This is a genomic window from Bacillus sp. LL01, assembly GCF_001037965.1.
The window spans coordinates 67,080-83,405 of the sequence record NZ_LFEL01000008.1 but is presented as its reverse complement, the minus strand read 5'-3'; the positions used below and the strand labels follow the sequence as shown (position 1 = coordinate 83,405).

Annotated in this window: 20 protein-coding genes; 17 read left to right on the top strand and 3 right to left on the bottom strand. The window is 43.8% G+C overall.

Annotated elements, in window-relative coordinates; all coding sequences use genetic code 11:
* Positions 1 to 4: 4 nt before the first annotated feature.
* From AB685_RS19460 to AB685_RS19435, 6 genes are all read left to right on the top strand, one after another.
* Positions 5 to 538 (top strand): RNA polymerase sigma factor, encoded by a 534-nt coding sequence (locus tag AB685_RS19460; protein ID WP_053073896.1) that lies wholly within the window; start codon positions 5 to 7, stop codon positions 536 to 538.
* Entirely contained in the window at positions 528 to 1,163 is a 636-nt protein-coding gene (locus AB685_RS19455; RefSeq protein WP_047972266.1) for a hypothetical protein, read from the top strand. Before AB685_RS19460 ends, AB685_RS19455 begins: the two co-directional genes overlap by 11 nt.
* Positions 1,164 to 1,217: 54 nt before the next feature.
* Positions 1,218 to 1,628, top strand: coding sequence for a hypothetical protein (locus tag AB685_RS19450; RefSeq protein WP_047972265.1), 411 nt, complete (start codon positions 1,218 to 1,220; stop codon positions 1,626 to 1,628).
* Entirely contained in the window at positions 1,629 to 1,997 is a 369-nt protein-coding gene (locus AB685_RS19445; protein ID WP_047972264.1) for a DUF3221 domain-containing protein, read from the top strand.
* 402 nt (positions 1,998 to 2,399) lie between these two features.
* Positions 2,400 to 2,744: a MerR family transcriptional regulator gene (locus tag AB685_RS19440; protein WP_047972263.1), complete on the top strand. Its 345-nt coding sequence runs from the start codon at positions 2,400 to 2,402 to the stop codon at positions 2,742 to 2,744.
* Positions 2,741 to 3,196, top strand: coding sequence for an SRPBCC family protein (locus tag AB685_RS19435; protein ID WP_047972262.1), 456 nt, complete (start codon positions 2,741 to 2,743; stop codon positions 3,194 to 3,196). Before AB685_RS19440 ends, AB685_RS19435 begins: the two co-directional genes overlap by 4 nt.
* A 43-nt stretch (positions 3,197 to 3,239) precedes the next feature.
* On the opposite strand, the gene AB685_RS19430 is transcribed toward AB685_RS19435, so the two are convergent.
* The 3 genes from AB685_RS19430 to AB685_RS19420 are packed head-to-tail and all read right to left on the bottom strand — an operon-like array spanning position 3,240 to position 5,035.
* Entirely contained in the window at positions 3,240 to 4,007 is a 768-nt protein-coding gene (locus AB685_RS19430) for a hypothetical protein (RefSeq protein WP_047972261.1), read from the bottom strand.
* An 18-nt stretch (positions 4,008 to 4,025) separates the two neighbouring features.
* The gene (locus tag AB685_RS19425; RefSeq protein WP_047972260.1) at positions 4,026 to 4,706 is read right to left on the bottom strand and encodes a DUF1129 family protein; all 681 of its coding nucleotides are present in this window, start codon (positions 4,704 to 4,706) and stop codon (positions 4,026 to 4,028) included.
* Entirely contained in the window at positions 4,703 to 5,035 is a 333-nt protein-coding gene (locus AB685_RS19420; protein WP_047972310.1) for a PadR family transcriptional regulator, read from the bottom strand. The genes AB685_RS19425 and AB685_RS19420 overlap by 4 nt, the downstream gene beginning before the upstream one ends.
* Before the next feature lie 271 nt (positions 5,036 to 5,306).
* On the opposite strand from AB685_RS19420, the gene AB685_RS19415 reads away from it, so the two are divergent.
* From AB685_RS19415 to AB685_RS19365, 11 genes are all read left to right on the top strand, one after another.
* On the top strand, positions 5,307 to 5,987 hold the full coding sequence (locus AB685_RS19415) for a hypothetical protein (protein ID WP_241773345.1): 681 nt from the start codon (positions 5,307 to 5,309) through the stop codon (positions 5,985 to 5,987).
* Positions 5,988 to 6,072: 85 nt separating this feature from the next.
* Positions 6,073 to 7,206, top strand: a complete 1,134-nt coding sequence (locus AB685_RS29835) for a sensor histidine kinase (RefSeq protein ID WP_053073895.1) — start codon at positions 6,073 to 6,075, stop codon at positions 7,204 to 7,206.
* A 1-nt stretch (position 7,207) separates the two neighbouring features.
* Positions 7,208 to 7,843 carry a response regulator transcription factor gene (locus tag AB685_RS19405; RefSeq protein WP_047972259.1) on the top strand — a complete coding sequence of 212 codons (636 nt, stop codon included), beginning with the start codon at positions 7,208 to 7,210 and terminating at the stop codon, positions 7,841 to 7,843.
* A 154-nt stretch (positions 7,844 to 7,997) separates the two neighbouring features.
* Positions 7,998 to 8,930, top strand: coding sequence for an ABC transporter ATP-binding protein (locus tag AB685_RS19400; protein ID WP_047972258.1), 933 nt, complete (start codon positions 7,998 to 8,000; stop codon positions 8,928 to 8,930).
* A 12-nt stretch (positions 8,931 to 8,942) separates the two neighbouring features.
* Complete coding sequence (locus AB685_RS19395) at positions 8,943 to 10,205, top strand: ABC transporter permease (protein ID WP_047972257.1); 1,263 nt, start codon at positions 8,943 to 8,945, stop codon at positions 10,203 to 10,205.
* Positions 10,206 to 11,309, top strand: a complete 1,104-nt coding sequence (locus tag AB685_RS19390) for an ABC transporter permease (protein ID WP_047972256.1) — start codon at positions 10,206 to 10,208, stop codon at positions 11,307 to 11,309.
* 97 nt (positions 11,310 to 11,406) lie between these two features.
* Positions 11,407 to 11,622: a helix-turn-helix transcriptional regulator gene (locus AB685_RS19385; protein WP_047972255.1), complete on the top strand. Its 216-nt coding sequence runs from the start codon at positions 11,407 to 11,409 to the stop codon at positions 11,620 to 11,622.
* 3 nt (positions 11,623 to 11,625) lie between these two features.
* Positions 11,626 to 12,039 carry a hypothetical protein gene (locus AB685_RS19380; protein WP_047972254.1) on the top strand — a complete coding sequence of 138 codons (414 nt, stop codon included), beginning with the start codon at positions 11,626 to 11,628 and terminating at the stop codon, positions 12,037 to 12,039.
* A gap of 95 nt (positions 12,040 to 12,134) precedes the next feature.
* Entirely contained in the window at positions 12,135 to 14,123 is a 1,989-nt protein-coding gene (locus AB685_RS19375; protein WP_047972253.1) for a methyl-accepting chemotaxis protein, read from the top strand.
* A 358-nt stretch (positions 14,124 to 14,481) separates the two neighbouring features.
* Positions 14,482 to 15,012 carry a sigma-70 family RNA polymerase sigma factor gene (locus AB685_RS19370; RefSeq protein WP_047972252.1) on the top strand — a complete coding sequence of 177 codons (531 nt, stop codon included), beginning with the start codon at positions 14,482 to 14,484 and terminating at the stop codon, positions 15,010 to 15,012.
* The gene (locus AB685_RS19365) at positions 14,999 to 16,300 is read left to right on the top strand and encodes a hypothetical protein (RefSeq protein ID WP_047972251.1); all 1,302 of its coding nucleotides are present in this window, start codon (positions 14,999 to 15,001) and stop codon (positions 16,298 to 16,300) included. Before AB685_RS19370 ends, AB685_RS19365 begins: the two co-directional genes overlap by 14 nt.
* Positions 16,301 to 16,326: the final 26 nt, after the last annotated feature.

Below are 16,326 nucleotides of genomic sequence, written 5' to 3'. Positions count from 1 at the left end.
TCATTTGGGGGAGAACAGGGAGGCATTCATACGTGATGTGTACCAACCGTACCATCAGGACGTGTACCAATACTGTCTTTATTTTACCAATAATATTGAAGAAGCAAAGGACCTTACACAGGAAACGTTTGTGAAGGCATTACATAGCATAGGTAGTTTTCAAGGGAAGTCCAGTACGAGAACGTGGATTATTTCGATTGCTAGGAACACGACCATCGATTTTTATAGAAAGAGAAAGTTTCAACGGTTGTTGCCTGAGAAGTGGCGCCGGGAACAGTCAGGTGGTGTGGTGTCTCCAGCAGATTTGGCTGATAAAGGTTCAGATTGGGAAGTGTTGCAGCTGGCTTTAAGTAGTTTAAAAAAGGACTATCGGCAGGTCGTCATATTACGTGCTTTAAAGGATTTTTCAGTAAGAGAAACTTCAGAGATACTCGGATGGACAGAATCTAAGGTGAGAGTGACCTACCACCGGGCACTCCAAAAAATGAAACATTCCATTGGCCATGATACGGAAGGGGTGATGTTCTATGAAAAATAATACAGAATGGTTGGAACCCTTGAAGAACAGACCTGATTTGGTTATGGATGAAGAGACGTACGAACGGGTGGAACGGAAACTGAGGGAAATGGATGGAAAGAATAAAAGACGGGGATTATGGGTGCCTTCTGTAGTTGTTTCGGCATTCGTTGTAATGTTAGTAATTGTAGTTGTACAGAACTTCCTTCCCGGTGATAATGATGATGGCTTGTCTGCCGAAATGAGGGAAACACTTAATGTGTTCCATGAAATGGGAGAACCAGCCTATTACTTGACGGTGTTACCATTTGAGCCTGAAAAGATTTTGGCTACAGAAGTCCCGTGGAGCTTTTCTAGAAGTGTGGAACTAAAATATGTTGGAAAGGAAGTCGATAGTGAGCTAATTTCCATTAACATCTTTTTTGACATGCCCGATGGGTTTAATTTTGGTCCTATAGATTATCGGAAAAGTTTTGAAACCTCAAATGGTGATAGGATTGATTACTCCGTTAAACAGTCCAGGTCGGACCTTCAGGTGATCTTTTGGATGCAAGATGATGCCACTTTTCAACTGATGAACATGCATGATCCAATGACCGAACCTGAAATTGAGGAACTCATCGATTCCATGGAAAAGTATGAATGATACAGGTTGTCTGATATATAATGGGAAGTAGAGGATAGAAACGGGGGTACTGGAATGTATATATTTGGATTGATTTTATTTGCAATCAGTTTCGGTTTGATAGGTTTCGGTGTGTTCACCACGCTTGTCAGGTCAGAAAAGAAAAAAGGGCGTATTGCGCTTGTGGTAGGGACGTTATTCCTTATTACGACGTTTGTCATGTACACGTATATTCCGTCGACTTCAGGTGAGGATCGTATTATGTTGGAAAGTGTGGCAGTTACAGAAGATGAGAACGGCGCTTATCGTTGTTCGGTAACGGAAGAGGATTATGATGGACTGACTTATCATTATAAAGCGGCAAGTGAAGAGGATGCAGAAGCTTTCTGTGGCCAGTTTGAGGTCGGAGAAAAGTATTTGATTTCGTTTGAATACGATTTGGATACTGAGGAATATACCTTGGTGGAAGTTAAAGGTCAGGAATAGGTGGAGATTAGAGGCCTGCTTATTGGAATAGCGGCAGTGATCGGTGTAATTATGGTGATTAGTTTTTTGGTTTATAATATGGATACAAAGAAATTCCCAAAGCCTGTGAGCATGGAAATGACCGGGTATGTTGCGGCGATGGAAGATGGGAAGATTCTAGTTGTCAGTGATATAAGTAAGGAAGAGATCCAGCAGTTGACAGTGGAAGAAGTGATTGCGGAAAGTGAGCAATCGGCTTGGTTCACTTTCAATGGGGAGTCCTTTGATCGACCACAGTTGTATGATTTTGTAAAAGTGGAGTATTACAATATGGAGGAGAGCCTTCCTGGTCAGGGAGAGGCTGCTACGGTGGAGATAGTGGAAGAATGAGAGAGGAACACTCAAGGAAGTCGTAGAAGCGGCAGACCTTGGGTGTTCTTTTTAAGTGAGGTGGGCCGAGGAGTATAAATGTCCGAACATTTTGCGTTCTTGTCCGAAGTTTTCCCAAAGTTGTCCGAAGTTTTCGCGAACTTGACCGAAGATTTCCTTTTCTTGACCGAACAGCTACGATTTTTGTCCGAACAGGACCAACTCGTGTCCGAATCTCCCATAAAATAGCTGTAAAAGTGTCCGAACCCATGGCCGAAATGTCCGAACCGTTTTTGCGGCCATTAAAAGCGAGCGTTTTTACCTGTTTTCAGCTCAAAATCACCTAAACACACCCCATCAAAAATTTTCTCATTGACCATGTGGTGCACCACACAGTTTAAAATAAACAAAGGAGGGCAAGAAATGTACAAAGTCAGCGAGTTTTCCGAGATGACCGGGCTCAGCAAGGAGACCCTGCGCTATTATGCAGAAGTGAAGCTTATCGAACCAGCCTATATCGACCCGAAAAATAACTACCGGTACTATGATGATGGCAGTTATTTTCTGGCCCTGCTTTTAGTGAAACTCAGAAGCTTCGGGTTCACCATACAGGAGATGATTTCTGTAATGGAGGATGAATCGTTTGCACACCTTGAGGATTTACTAATTCAAAAGAAAGAAACGATACGACTACAAATGGAAGAGTTGCAACACAAAACAGCAGAGATCGATGCCTTCTTGGCGTCAGGAAAGGAGGAAGAACAATGATTCAGTGGAAAGAAGAAAGAGTGTTACCAGTCCATATCGAAAAAGTATGGGAGCTGTTCCTCGACAAAAACATTACTAGAACAATGCCAAAAGTGGAGGAGCACACGCTGATAGAGAAGACGGAAACGGAGGTCGGCGCCAAACACCGCCAGAAATACCGTGAAGGTAAACGGGTGGAGACGTATATCGTGGAGACGCTGGCTTATGAGGACAAGCCCGATAGAAAACATAAACAAATAGCGTTCGTACTGGGGAAAGCATTTGAAATTAATTTATCTTTTACGCTCGAAAAGGTGGACGATTCCCATACCCGTTTCATTTATGCTGGTCATAACAAAGGGGCAAATTTTGTCGGACGGGCGATGCTGAAACTTGGCAGTGAAAAGAGCAACAATAAAGTAGTACAGGAGTACATGGACCGGGTGGAATCAGAAGCGATCGCGATGAAATAGAAGGGGAGCAGACGCTGAAATTAAAGCGTAGCTCCCTTTTGTCTTATTGAGCGGTACTAGATTCCTTCGTTTTTCTAAAGGAGAACAGCAAATACACACCGATTCCTGCGAACATCAAAATGGTGCTGGCTAACAATTGGTTTCCTTCTGAAAGGTCAGTAAAGCTGATCAAGTATTCCGGTACGATATAGAAGATAGGCAGTACAATTGACACGAGCGTCTTACTCCAAATCGAAATCCCAATCAAAAACGAGATGGCCATACTTGCGACAATCAGGTTACCATAATAGCCAAGCAGGATAATAGGTGACTCAATATAATTTGGCAGGAACATCAACCCTGTAAACATTGCAATCGATAAAAAGCTGACTAAATACAAGAAAAAGAATTCTTTGGGCTTAGAAAAATTATTACTAGAAATAAGCCTAAATGTCCCCATGTAAGCAAATAGCAAGATAATGCACACAAAAGGGTAACCAATAAGCTCCACTAATGAGTATTGGAAGCCGCCAAACACGATGTCCTTGAGCACGATACCGGAAAAAGCACCAAGGATGATGATGGGCACGTACTTGGCCCAGCCGCGAATATCAAAGGACATTTCGCCTGAGAGTTGTTCCATGTATTCTTTTGGGGAGCTTCCGATAATATGCTCCACACTTTTATTCTCTTTTTCCGCCTCGTACAAATGTATCTCTAATTCTCCGGTAATTTCATCAATCTCATTCGTCTTTTTGCCACAGGAAAAAAGGTAAATCCGAAGTTTTTCTATGAATGTTTGACTTTTTTTGGATAAAGGTAATTGAATCATTTGGTTTGCTCCTTTCTGTTAATGGGTGTTGAATTGGCGTTTGATCAGTTTTCCTGAAAGAATCAACACAAGTCCTGCAAGTATATTAATCCACCATACGATTTGCACGGTCGGCCCGAAATCAGGGATTAACCAAGCAATTAGCAAGATAAGGGCAAAAGATCCGCCTCCGTATATTCCGGCTTTCCAGTATGCTTTTTTGTGGCTTTTCTTTTCTTGGAAGAGGGTAGATCGTATCAAAGCGAAGATCACTTTTACGCCAAGAGCAGTTGTCAAAAGGACTGGCAGGAATATTAGTAGCAAGCTGCTAAGCGAGATAGAATCTTTCACTTCAACAAATTGCGAAAGTACCAAGTAAACGATACCAACGTTTATTGCACCCCAGCCGATCAAGTTGAAAAGGATGGTAGCGATAAATGGAATGGTTTCTCGTTTTTTTTCGCTTGGCAATCCTTCGATTAACTCGTCTGCATATGCTTTCGGGTCTTCACCGAACAAGTCTTTTCCAGGTCTTCCTTCATGTTGAGCTTCTAGCATATGATCGAGTAATTCCATCAATAGCTCTTCTCCTTCATGCTCTGCCACACGCAGATCAGTGCGAATATACACTAGAAAATCCTCATACAACTCCAGATTATCATCATTCAAGAACTTCCGTTTTTCATTGTTCTCTTCAATCAGCTTTTTTGTATCTCTCATCCGTTTTCCCCTCTTTGCAATAATTGACTTACGGGACCTGCAATCAGTATCCACTCGCTTGAAATACGTTCAAGCTCTTCTTTTCCGGCGTCTGTTAGAAAATAGTACTTTCGATTCGGGCCGGATGCGGAAGGACGCATTTCTCCTACGATGAATCCGTTCTTTTGGAGTCGCAGCAATACCGGGTAGATTGTTCCTTCACTAATATCCGGTAATCCGACCTTTTGTAGCAGCTGGGACAGTTCGTACCCGTAGACCGCTTTCTCCTCGACAATTGCCATCACGCAGGCATCAAGGATTCCTTTTAATAGCTGGCTTCTTGCTGCCATGTGTTCACCTACTTTGGTTGTGGTAAAAGATATGTTAAGTCTGGATGGAGTGATATATTGGGTATCTTGTAAAACAAGGTACTGAATTAGAGTGGTGTTGGTATCTTGCATTACATGATACCTTTATTATAGGTGAAGCTATCTTGCAATGCAAGGTATATTTGGAAAAAATTCAAAAAGGGCGGCTGTTAAACTTCTAACCTCAAAATTTGAAGGACTATCCGCCGCCCATGTAGAATTCTTTAAACAAAATGAAAATAAAGGAGAAATTATGATGACTACAGAAATTCGTACCATCCATACATATGAAGAGGCGGTAGCGGTGATCAACGAGGTGGGGCTGCTCCCGCTTGCACCACTGTTCGATGACTATCCATCCCTTGGGAGCATCACTCCAAAAGAAGCTTGGCATTCCGACACCGAGCAGGATCCATGGATGTGGCGGACACAATTTGCAGCAGACGGGGTGGCGGCTTACGGAAAATTCATTAGAAAAAAAGCAGTATTCATCTCTAGGGACTTGCTGCCTTTCATGCTCACCGCCCTTGCAAGCAAAGAAACGGTAAACCAGCGTTATGAAAAAGGGCAAGTATCCCGTGAAGCGTTAAATCTCTACTCTAATATTTCAGAGTGCCAAGGAATCGATACCCGGGTTCTGCGCTCGAAAGCTGGCATGAAGGACAAAGAGAAAAAGAAGGCATTCGATCAGGCTCTATTGGAATTGCAGGGGAATCTCGACATCGTCGTTTCCGGTACAAAAGAAAAACAGGACAATAATGGGGAAAAGAGCGGCTGGAGCAGTACATCCTATGAAACCATGGGGCATTGGTGTGAAAAGAACAACATTGAAAGAATCAAGCTTGATAAAGAAGAAGCCACGGAACAACTACTGACTCATTTTAGCAGCCTAACAACGGAGGCAACGATGAAAAAACTCAAGAAAATCTTTTAATCAAACGTTCGTTTAAACAAGAAAGGGTGCACTACATTGAGCAGCAGGAACGAACAGGTAGCAACCAAACAGGCAGGAGACTCCTATGCTTAGCAAACTCAACCTCCTATGGATAAAGCTCGTATTTATATGCCTCATCTTACTTGCCGCACCTATCTACTATTCCATTACCGGTACCTTTTTGGCTGGTTATCTATTAGCAGCCGGAGCCTATCTCGGTCTTTATTTTAGCCTGCCAATTTGGAAGGAGAAATGGATTGCGTATCTATTTGCAAGCGGTGTGGTAGTTCTGATCCAACAATATATTCTGACCCCGTTTGATGCTCTTCCATGGCTGCTGCTCTATTTTTTATTAGTGGACGGCATACAAACACCAGCAACAAGACGGGCAGTCATGATAACGATTGCTGTTCTTCTTCCTTTAACGATACCTCTGAGTGTAATGGCATTCACGGATCTATTTTTCTACCATTTATTTCTGATGATTTTGTTGATCGGGGCAGGGGCCCTTACCCATAGGTACTTCCATGATAATGAAAAGTTTGATAGAGAGTGGAAAAGTTTGTTGGTCGAGTATCGAGCGCTCAAGAGGCAGGTCCTTGAAAATGAGGAGATTGCCAGGGTGGAGGAGCGGAACCGAATAGCAAGGGATATCCATGATTCAGTTGGGCATCAGCTGACGGCGCTCATGATGCAATTGGCAGTGGCGGAGCAGGCAGCGGGAGAAGAAAAGGTTGCCTCGATTTTGAAACAGTCAAAGCAACTTGCCCGCGAAAGCCTCGATGGAATGCGAAAAGCGGTGAAAGCCTTGCAGGGGGAAGAGGAACAGGGGATCTCATCTGTCATCCACCTGATCAGAAAGCTGGAAGCTGAAAGTCAGATGAGGGTGCAGCTGACCACCAAAACAGGGGTGCTTTCGCAGCCCTTGACCAATGAACAAAATATCGCAGTGTATCGGTTTGTGCAGGAAGGGCTCACAAATGCGATGCGTCATGGGAGCTCAAAGGATATCGCCATCACACTTGAAATAATTGGCGGTCACAGTTTCCAAGTCAAAGTGGAAAATAAGATGGAATTCTCCCAATCAATAGAGGAAGGGTTCGGTTTGCAGAACATGCGTAAACGTATGGAAGGGCTGAACGGACGAATGGAGCGGGAGGTCATCGAGGATTATTTTACAGTAAAGGGGATTTTTCCTCTGAAGGGAGTTACATACTAAAATGATTAATATATTGCTAGCGGAAGATCAGGCGCTGGTCAGACAGGGAATCAAGATGATGATCGAGCAGAACCCGTCGTTTCGCGTTGTAGCGGAAGTTGCCACGGGGAAGGAAGCGGTAGATGCTTATGAGAAGCATCTTGTGGATCTTGTGCTGATGGATGTCCGAATGCCTATCATGACAGGGATTGAAGCGACCAAGGTCATCAGGCAGCGCGACCCAAACGCGAAGGTGCTGATACTGACCACTTTTGCAGACGATGAGTATGCAATGGAGGCGTTGAAGCTTGGGGCATTGGGCTATCTTTTAAAAGACGCGGATGCGGCGAGCCTTTTGTCTTCGATCGAGAGCTGTTTGAATGGCGGGATTTCCATTGATGCGTCTGTAGCGGGGAAAGTGGTGCCGAGGTTGATTAACCGTCCGGAGCCTACTGTCACCGAGATGATGGAGCTGACGAGCAGGGAACGGTCCATTCTCCAGCTTGTTGGGGATGGGAAAAATAACCAGGAAATTGCAGACGCTCTACATCTGTCTGTCGGAACGGTGAAAAACCATGTGACGGTCATTTTGCAGAAGCATGGGTTGAGGGATCGCACACAGCTGGCGATATTTGCGATTCGGAATGGAATTGTGTAGGGGTGAGGCAGATGCTTCACTTCTTTTTTGTATAGTAAGGGTCCAGCTCAAAAATGACCAAAGTCACCCTCACCCCTAAAAACTCATGACCTTCTTCAGGTTAACTCCCCTCCCGCCGATAGTATAGTAGAAGTACAAAGGGGGTCTACAAAAGATGCTAGAAGCAATTCAACTGACCAAAACTTTCAAAAACACACAAGCCGTTAAAGGCGTAAATCTATATTTGGAAAAAGGAGAAACTGTAGGACTGCTTGGTCCGAACGGAGCCGGAAAGTCCACCACCATCTCTATGCTCTCCTCACTCGTCATACCGACGAGTGGAGATGTATTACTCAAAGGGGAAAGCGTCAAAGAGCAACCGCAGCACCTCCGAGAAATCCTTGGTGTTGTACCGCAGGAGATTGCCGTGTTCCCGGAACTTACAGCCTACGAAAATATGAGTTTTTTTGGGAAGATCTACAAGCTGCCCAAAAGTGAATTAAAACAGCGTATAGAAGAAGTCCTGACCTTAGTAGGACTGGAACAGCGGCAAAAAGAACCGGTGAAGCAATTTTCCGGAGGGATGAAGCGTCGTCTCAATATTGCAGTGGCACTGCTTCACAGACCGGAAATTTTAATCATGGATGAACCGACTGTGGGAATCGATCCTCAATCACGAAATTATATCCTCGAAACGGTGAAAAAGCTGAACGAGGAAAAAGGGATAACGGTCCTTTACACAAGCCACTACATGGAGGAAGTAGAGTTCCTCTGCCAACGCATCTATATCATGGACCGCGGCGAAGTGATAGCCTCCGGAACAAAGGACGAAGTGAAAAATATCCTGTCATCTGAGCACACCATTGAAGTGGAAGTGGAGAAGGTCAAGCCGGCATTCATCGAGAAGTTGGAGTCCATCCCGGCAATATCAACCGTTACCACCCTAGAAAAGAAAATCATCCTGCTCGCCCCGAAGAAAATCAACCTCCTAGAAGACGTATTCGATGCAGCTAAGCAGACGGACAGTCCGCTGAAAGGCATTCAGATAAAAGCCCCGACCCTTGAAGATGTGTTTTTGCATCTGACTGGTCGTAAGCTTCGGGATTAGGGGGACTGAAATGTGTTAAGTGCTTTTATTAAAAAAGATCTCCTGCACTTGCTGAGGGATAAAAAAGAAGTATTGATTCTGCTTGCCATGCCATTTGTGCTGATCACCATTCTTGGTTTCGCCTTAGGTGGAAATGCCAGCGATAAGGTTTCCCTGAATGCCCAGGTAGCGGTGATTGATCAAGGAGACCTTCAAGCAGAGCTGGATCAGTTCAACGAATGGATGCAAGGAGAGAATATTCCTGAGGCAGCCAGAACTCCAATTCTGGAAGCTGCCGAACAGACCTCCTTGCCTGAATTGCTGGTGGATACAGTAATGAAGGAGGAGCTCCAAGAATTGATGACAGTAATAGAAGAAACAGATCTTGCAGCCACTCTGTCAGATGACAGCTATGCCGGGGTGCTCCAATTTTCTGAAGGCCTTCGACTCGAAACCTGGAAGGGGCAGTTTTTCAATCAGGAAACAACGAATGAATTGGAACTCTACCTGAATGAAGATAAGGGACTTGAAGCCAACGTCATTTCCGATGTGGTGGAAAAATTCACGAATCAGATGCGTCTTCATACGGTTTTGACACAGGAAGCCCAACTATTAAACCAGGCACCTCCTGATTTCCAAACAATAGCAGAGGTGACGGGAGAGACAGTGACAGTAGACGGCACGGTGCCGGTGGATTCGTTCGGTTACTTTGCAGTGGGAATGAGTACGATGTTTGCTCTATATGTCGTGTCCTTTGTTGCCGGTTATGCCTATTACGAAAAGGCCACGTTCGTGTATGACCGCATCCTGCTGACTAATACAAACCCATGGATGTACGCGTCGAGCAAGTGGTTTTCAGCTGTATTGATCTGCTTTCTCCAACTGTGTGCCCTTTACGGTCTAGCGGCTCTTATCTATCAAGTGATTTGGTCGGATATAGTAGCTTTCCTGTTGGTTACATTCTTTTTCAGTTTTGTGGTCGGTTCGATGGCGGTACTGATCACTGCCTTGAATTACCGCTTTGAAACGCAACGGATATCCACGATGTTTTCAGGATTTCTTGTCAGTGTATTTGCCTTTCTTGGTGGAAGCTTTGTCCCTTGGAGCGAAGTTTCCGAAACAATGTTTACCATTGCTTCCTTCACGCCGAACGGAGCAGCTCTGCAAGGGTACCTCAAGATATTAAGTGGTGGAGAGCTGGCAGATGTGGCGGGTAATCTGTTCCGGTTGGCAGCGGTAAGTCTGGGCCTTCTCTTAATAGCCATCCCGATCTTCCCGAAAAGGAGGTTGGTTTAAGTGAGAGCGATTTTAATCAACCATTTACAATACTTAAAAAGGCAGCCGTTTGCCGTTATCGGAATGATTGTCTTAACGTTTGTGTTCGCCCTGGCACTTGGGCAGGTGAACCAATCAGCTCCAGTGGAGGTACCTGTCTTTTCAACAGAGCTGTCTGAAGCGGAACAAACAGAACTAATCAAGGCCTTGAATGAGAAAACAGAGAACACCATTTTTATTGCCGAAAAAGAAGCAACAGTAAAAGAAAAACTCCAAAAAGCTACTATCGATATGGGGTTACAAGTGGAGCGGAATTCCTACAAACTTTACCTGAGTGCAACCACTCCTAACATCACCTTAATCGAAGCCCATGTCGCGGATGTGCTGAAGACAGAAAGTACCTTAAACGCCGCAGCTCAAAGCCTGGGTGCGACCTCAGATGAATTAAGGGGGAAAGTGGAAGAAAGTAGCGGGCTGTTTGCCGTCTCGGAAAAGTCCTTCAAAGAGAGCGAGTTCATCTATGACTCCTCGCTGCAGGCATTGTTCGGATTCTCGCTTTTCTTTGTCATCTTCACCGTAACCTTTACCGTGAGTACCATTTTGGAGCAGAAGAGGAATGGAATCTGGAATCGGATGGTCCTTTCTCCGTTAACAAAAGTGCAGCTATACATGGGGCATGTGAGTTTCAGCTTTCTGCTGGGGTATGCGCAACTCGCACTAATCTATTCCTTCTTTCATTTCGTCCTCGGAGTGAACTTGTACGGGGGATATCCATTGGTTCTGATAGTGGTCATTCCATTTTTGTTTGCGATTGTCTCTCTTGGGGTGCTCATTAGTGCGCTTGCTACCAATACGAGGCAATTGGATGCTGTCATCCCTCTCATATCGGTGAGTATGGCCATGATTGGCGGAGCCTATTGGCCGCTTGAAATTGTTCAGTCAGAAGCTTTGCTCACCTTGTCCAAATTGATCCCGATGACCTACGGGATGGAAATGCTGAAGGGAGCAACACTGTTAGATTGGTCCTGGTCTCAATTTCTATTGCCTGCCTCCGTTCTATTTTTTATGGGAGTGCTTTTCATGGGAATCGGGTTGAATTTGATGGAACGGAAAGCGACTGTGTAAATTTTAAGAGGAGACGTGTAAAGATATCTTTACATGTCTTCTTTTTTTGTTTATAGTAAATGTAAAGATACCTTTACCTTTTATGGAGGGGAAGCCCGTGGCAGTAATTAATCACATTAAGGAAATTCGGCAAAAACGTGGAATCACCCAAATCAAGATGGCCGAGGACCTGCAGATCACCAGGCAAACGGTGAATGCCATCGAGAAGAATAAGTATAATCCCAGCCTGGAACTGGCCCTCAAATTGATTGCCTATTTTGATGTGCCGATTGAGGAAATGTTTTATCTGGAAGAGAAAAAAGAGGAGGAATAGGGGATGAAGAATAAAAAGAAATGGTTCTGGTTGACGTGGGGAATCATCTTAATTTGCACGCAAATAGGTGGAGCTTTCGGGATATATTTGATTGGAAGGGAAGAAGGGGTCTTTGATTATAGCCTTCTACTATCAATGTTCAGTGGTACGTTAGGAGGGCTTGTCATAGTGCTCTTGTTCATGTTCTTACGTGAAAAAAGGAAGCGTAAGTTACCGGAATTTGATGAGCGCAGTGTACTATTGATGAAATGCTATCTCTTGGGAGCCCTGTATGTCGTGTTGATTGGTAGTGGAGCTGTTGTAATGACACTTGTGTTCCTTAGGGTGGAAACAGTGGAAGTGGGAATGCTTGCTGTGTATCTGATGATTTTGTATATAGTTGTTGGTATGGGAGCGCTTGTGACTTCTAGGCTTTAAGTATTGAGAAAATACTGACTTCTCCTGTGTTTCTTAACATTTAAATTCCTATGTCGATAAAAGGTTTATCTGTTAAAAACAAAGGAGACAAATACATGTTTAAATCATTACGAGGCAAGCTGGTCTTTTCGTTTCTGCTACTTATATTTCTGATAATTGCCAGTGTTGGATTGATTACATATAATCAAGCAAAAGGAAAAATAGATCGGGATGTGGTAGCAGATGCGGAAGCTGCCATGGAAGATTTGGAAAAGACCATACATATTTACTTAGATAACTATTCTAATATACTTACTTCCTACGGGAGTACTTCTTTGGTCAGCGATTTTCTGCTAGAAGATTCATCCGCAAATGAAGCTACTATGTTAGAGGGATTTAATCAGGTGTTAGGGAATTATCCTGATATGCAGGTGCTTTACTTAGCTACGAAGGATAAAGGGTTCTTTTCTGCCCCGTCTGTAGAACTGCCGGCCGATTTCGATCCGACCACAAGGGCCTGGTACGTGAATGCCATGCTAAGTCCAAGTGAAGTCATTTATACGGATGTCTATATGGATACAAGCACCAATGAGCCAGTCATTACCTTAGCAAAAGCCGTTACAGCTAACGGAATTGTTGAAGGTGTATTAGCAACAGACATTAACCTTTCCGCTCTGGAGGAATTAGTTTCGCAGAAGGAATTGGGATATGGTGGTTATAGCATTCTTTTGGACAATTACGGGGTAGCACTCGTGCACCCTTCCATGATGGGGGAAAACCTGTTGGATCAGGACTTGCCTTTTATAGATAACATCTACCAGGAAGACAAGGAAGGTGTGCAGAGATATACATATAATGGAGAGAAGAGGGTTCTAGCCTTTAATACGATTGATGAAACAGGCTGGAAAATCGGTGGAGTATTCTTGGAAAAAGACATGCTTCAATTAGCTTATGGTATTCTGCGAACCATTATAATCGTTGGGATCATCGCTCTGGTGGTGGCAAGTATCTCTACCATATTACTAGCTCGCTACATTACTAGGCCTATCCTGAAGTTGAATTCCGAAGTGACAAAGGTGGCTGACGGAGATTTGACAGGGGATATTGAGGTTCGTTCCAAGGATGAAATTGGAGTGTTGGCGACCTCCTTTAAAAAAATGCTTGTCAACATGCGTGAAATGATCGGAACAGTGGCAGATTCTTCACAAAAAGTGAAGGCATCCGTGGAGGACATGAGTGCCGTAACGGAAGAGGTTTCTGCAACAAGTGAAGAGATGAACCGTGCGATTGAAGAGCTTTCAAAAGGAGCGGTTCAACAGGCAACCGACCTTGAGGGCACCAGCTCACGCACACAAAATCTTGCGGAAAATATAGAAGATGTTTTATCAAAACAAGAGACCTTGGATGCACTTTCTGGACAAATCATTGCGGCTAATGAAACGGGTGTTAGGAAACTAGAAGTCCTTCAGGGACATACACATGAATCAACAGAGATCGTGATGAGTCTCAATGCGTTGATGACCCAGTTTACGGAGAAGATTAATAGTATCGAAGAAATAACCCACTCCATCAACGAAATTTCCAATCAAACGAATCTCTTGGCGTTAAACGCAAGCATTGAAGCGGCCCGTGCCGGCGAACATGGCCGTGGATTTGCGGTCGTAGCAACGGAAGTAAGAAAGCTGGCCGAGCAGACCGCCGACTCGACTCATCACATTAAAGAGACGATTTCGAGCATCCAGGAAGAGTCCAAAGTTATTTTGGATGAGATGGAAAGAACGAAGCGAATCTCCGGAGAGCAAAGTGCTGCTGTAAAGGATACCGGTGAATCCTTTGGGGAAATTGCCACCAACATTCGTTCCATTGTCGGATTCATCGAGAGTATTATGGCTAACATGAACGCGATGAATGAGTCGAAGGAAGAGGTGCTTGCCTCCGTTCAAAGTATCTCCGCCATTGCCGAGCAGTCCGCTGCAGGTACGGAAGAAATTGCAGCATCAACAGATGAGCAAGTGAAGGCGATCAGCAGCATTGCTTATTCAGCTGAAGAGTTGCTTGCAATGAGTGAGGATTTGAGTGAGTTGATTAAGAGGTTTAAATTGTAGGATATTTTTGGGAACCCCGGCCGGGTGGATGATGTGATGGCCGGGGTTTTTTGAATAGGGGGTAGCTGCTGGGGGATTTGGTGAGATTTCTTGATATATTCCAGAATTTCCTAATATATTTTGATTTTTCCTGATATAGTTCAAAATTTCATGATAAATCTCATTTTTTAATGATATATTCCTCAGTTTTCACGATATCCATTTTTTTTAGAAGTATTTTATGCTTCCTCCGCAATAATCCCGCCGCTTCGCTCCATAAACACCCCACTTTTACCCAACCTCATCGAAATTTTGCTAGCTTACATGGAACGTTTTTCAAAAGTCGCTTGTCTAATAAGGGAAAGGAGGTCACAGCAAATTGAAAAGATTAAAAGCATTGTTCAAATCGTCCGCAAGTGGCCCGACATTCGAGTCCCTGATAAAGAATGAGCAGGAAAAACTATATAAAATAGCCTATGCCTATGTCAAAAATGAACAGGATGCATTGGACGTGGTACAAGAGGCGATCATCAACGCATACAAAGCGTTCCCGAAACTAGAAAATCCTCAATATTTTTCCACTTGGATGACACGTATTCTAATCAACACCGCAATCAACGAATTGCGACGAAGGAAGAAAATAACCCTCCTCGATGTAGAAAAGCATGAACAGTCCGTCAAGGAAACCCACCTTTCCATACATAAGTTGGACCTGGCAGAAGTGCTAGAAAGGCTCAAACCAGAACAGCGGAGCTTACTGATGATGAGGTTTACCTATGGTTACTCCATCAAGGAGATGGCGCAAATCTTTAAAAAGCCTGAAGGGACGATCAAATCACAGCTACATAGGACATTGGCCCAGGTGAAAGCAGAACTTGAAGAAGGGGGAGAGAAGTATGGAGAAGCTTAGCCGAGAAATCAAATCGGAGTTTGAGGAGATTTATGTTCCTAAGAAAGAGCTGGATGCGAGGGTTCAGAAAGCGTTGGAGATCGGACAGAAGCGGGAACGGAAAAAGTCCTCCAAGTTACAAGCAATTAAAATGAATGGTGTTGCCGTACTGGTCATCGGGATTATCGCGGTCCTGCTTCAATCAAACTTCTGGGATACAGACAGCACTTCTGGATTTGGTTACCAAAAGGGGATAATTTACAACTACGGTGGTAGCATTACGGGAATGCAGCAAATTGCCAAGGAGGGAAGAATCAATCTTTTAAACCTTGAAGAGGAAACCTCAAATGTGAAGGTAGAAGTGAAGGAAGCATATTACGATGCGGGTGTCGTGATGGTAGGTTATCAAATGGAGGCGGAAACCCCATTTGAAGGGAATGTGCTTGTTCATCTTTCCGCTGCGGATAGGGATGGAACTGGCTATTATTCTTCCAGATTCATGGAATTAGATCCAAAACACGTGGAGCAGGGGATATTTTACTTTGAGCATTCGGACTTTTTCATCGAGGATGAAAACTTCGAACTAAGGCTCATTTTCATGAATGAGCAATATGGCCAAAAAGAAGAAGTGCATTTTCAATATACCATTGATAAAGGTTCCGGCCACACGGATAGGGACGTAATGAATGAAACAGAAAATCAAGCTGGTGTCTGGTTAAAAGTAGATTATCTAAAGGAAACGATGTCTAAATTAGAACTGATTGGCAGTATCCGTCTACCAGAACATTTTGGGGATATTCAAGAGGAGATTTTGCTAGATCTTGCATTAGTCGGTACAGCTAGGGATGGATCCATTAAAGTTTCAACCTCAAATGGTTTAGGATGGGGCTATAAATCGCCTGTAAAGGAGGAAATAGGATTTCAAGGACGCTTTGCTCCTTTACGCGATGTTACGGAAACGAAAGCAATTCCTTTTATCAGAAAAGGGGATTCACAAGAAATTACGCAAAGTCTGGAAAAGGGTACGACGATGGAAGTCATGGGCCAAAGAATTAAGGTCAATCAAATAGTACAAAGCCCCGATGAAGTAACAATCAGGATTTCAAAAGGGAGCTTGCCTGTGGAATATATAGTAGGATTTGTAACTTTACTTGAAAAAGGTGGTTACAACGAAAACGTGGATTCCTATAAACTGGCAGGTGATATAATGGAGTTGACCTATAAAGTGAGAGGAAACCCAAGGGACTTACAAATTAATTACCTTCCAGTGGAGCATTTCTTTAATGACTTAGGTGTTAAAGTAAATTAATGATTAGCGAAACGGCTGCCTTATTC

What these genes read in the sequence shown, in the direction of transcription:
- AB685_RS19455 (WP_047972266.1), top strand. Translation starts at nt 528, where the DNA reads ATGAAAAATAATACAGAATGGTTGGAACCCTTGAAGAACAGACCTGAT.
- AB685_RS19450 (WP_047972265.1), top strand. Translation starts at nt 1,218, where the DNA reads ATGTATATATTTGGATTGATTTTATTTGCAATCAGTTTCGGTTTGATA.
- AB685_RS19440 (WP_047972263.1), top strand. Translation starts at nt 2,400, where the DNA reads ATGTACAAAGTCAGCGAGTTTTCCGAGATGACCGGGCTCAGCAAGGAG.
- AB685_RS19435 (WP_047972262.1), top strand. Translation starts at nt 2,741, where the DNA reads ATGATTCAGTGGAAAGAAGAAAGAGTGTTACCAGTCCATATCGAAAAA.
- AB685_RS19430 (WP_047972261.1), bottom strand. Translation starts at nt 4,007, where the DNA reads ATGATTCAATTACCTTTATCCAAAAAAAGTCAAACATTCATAGAAAAA.
- AB685_RS19425 (WP_047972260.1), bottom strand. Translation starts at nt 4,706, where the DNA reads ATGAGAGATACAAAAAAGCTGATTGAAGAGAACAATGAAAAACGGAAG.
- AB685_RS19420 (WP_047972310.1), bottom strand. Translation starts at nt 5,035, where the DNA reads ATGGCAGCAAGAAGCCAGCTATTAAAAGGAATCCTTGATGCCTGCGTG.
- AB685_RS19415 (WP_241773345.1), top strand. Translation starts at nt 5,307, where the DNA reads ATGATGACTACAGAAATTCGTACCATCCATACATATGAAGAGGCGGTA.
- AB685_RS29835 (WP_053073895.1), top strand. Translation starts at nt 6,073, where the DNA reads ATGCTTAGCAAACTCAACCTCCTATGGATAAAGCTCGTATTTATATGC.
- AB685_RS19405 (WP_047972259.1), top strand. Translation starts at nt 7,208, where the DNA reads ATGATTAATATATTGCTAGCGGAAGATCAGGCGCTGGTCAGACAGGGA.
- AB685_RS19400 (WP_047972258.1), top strand. Translation starts at nt 7,998, where the DNA reads ATGCTAGAAGCAATTCAACTGACCAAAACTTTCAAAAACACACAAGCC.
- AB685_RS19380 (WP_047972254.1), top strand. Translation starts at nt 11,626, where the DNA reads ATGAAGAATAAAAAGAAATGGTTCTGGTTGACGTGGGGAATCATCTTA.
- AB685_RS19375 (WP_047972253.1), top strand. Translation starts at nt 12,135, where the DNA reads ATGTTTAAATCATTACGAGGCAAGCTGGTCTTTTCGTTTCTGCTACTT.
- AB685_RS19365 (WP_047972251.1), top strand. Translation starts at nt 14,999, where the DNA reads ATGGAGAAGCTTAGCCGAGAAATCAAATCGGAGTTTGAGGAGATTTAT.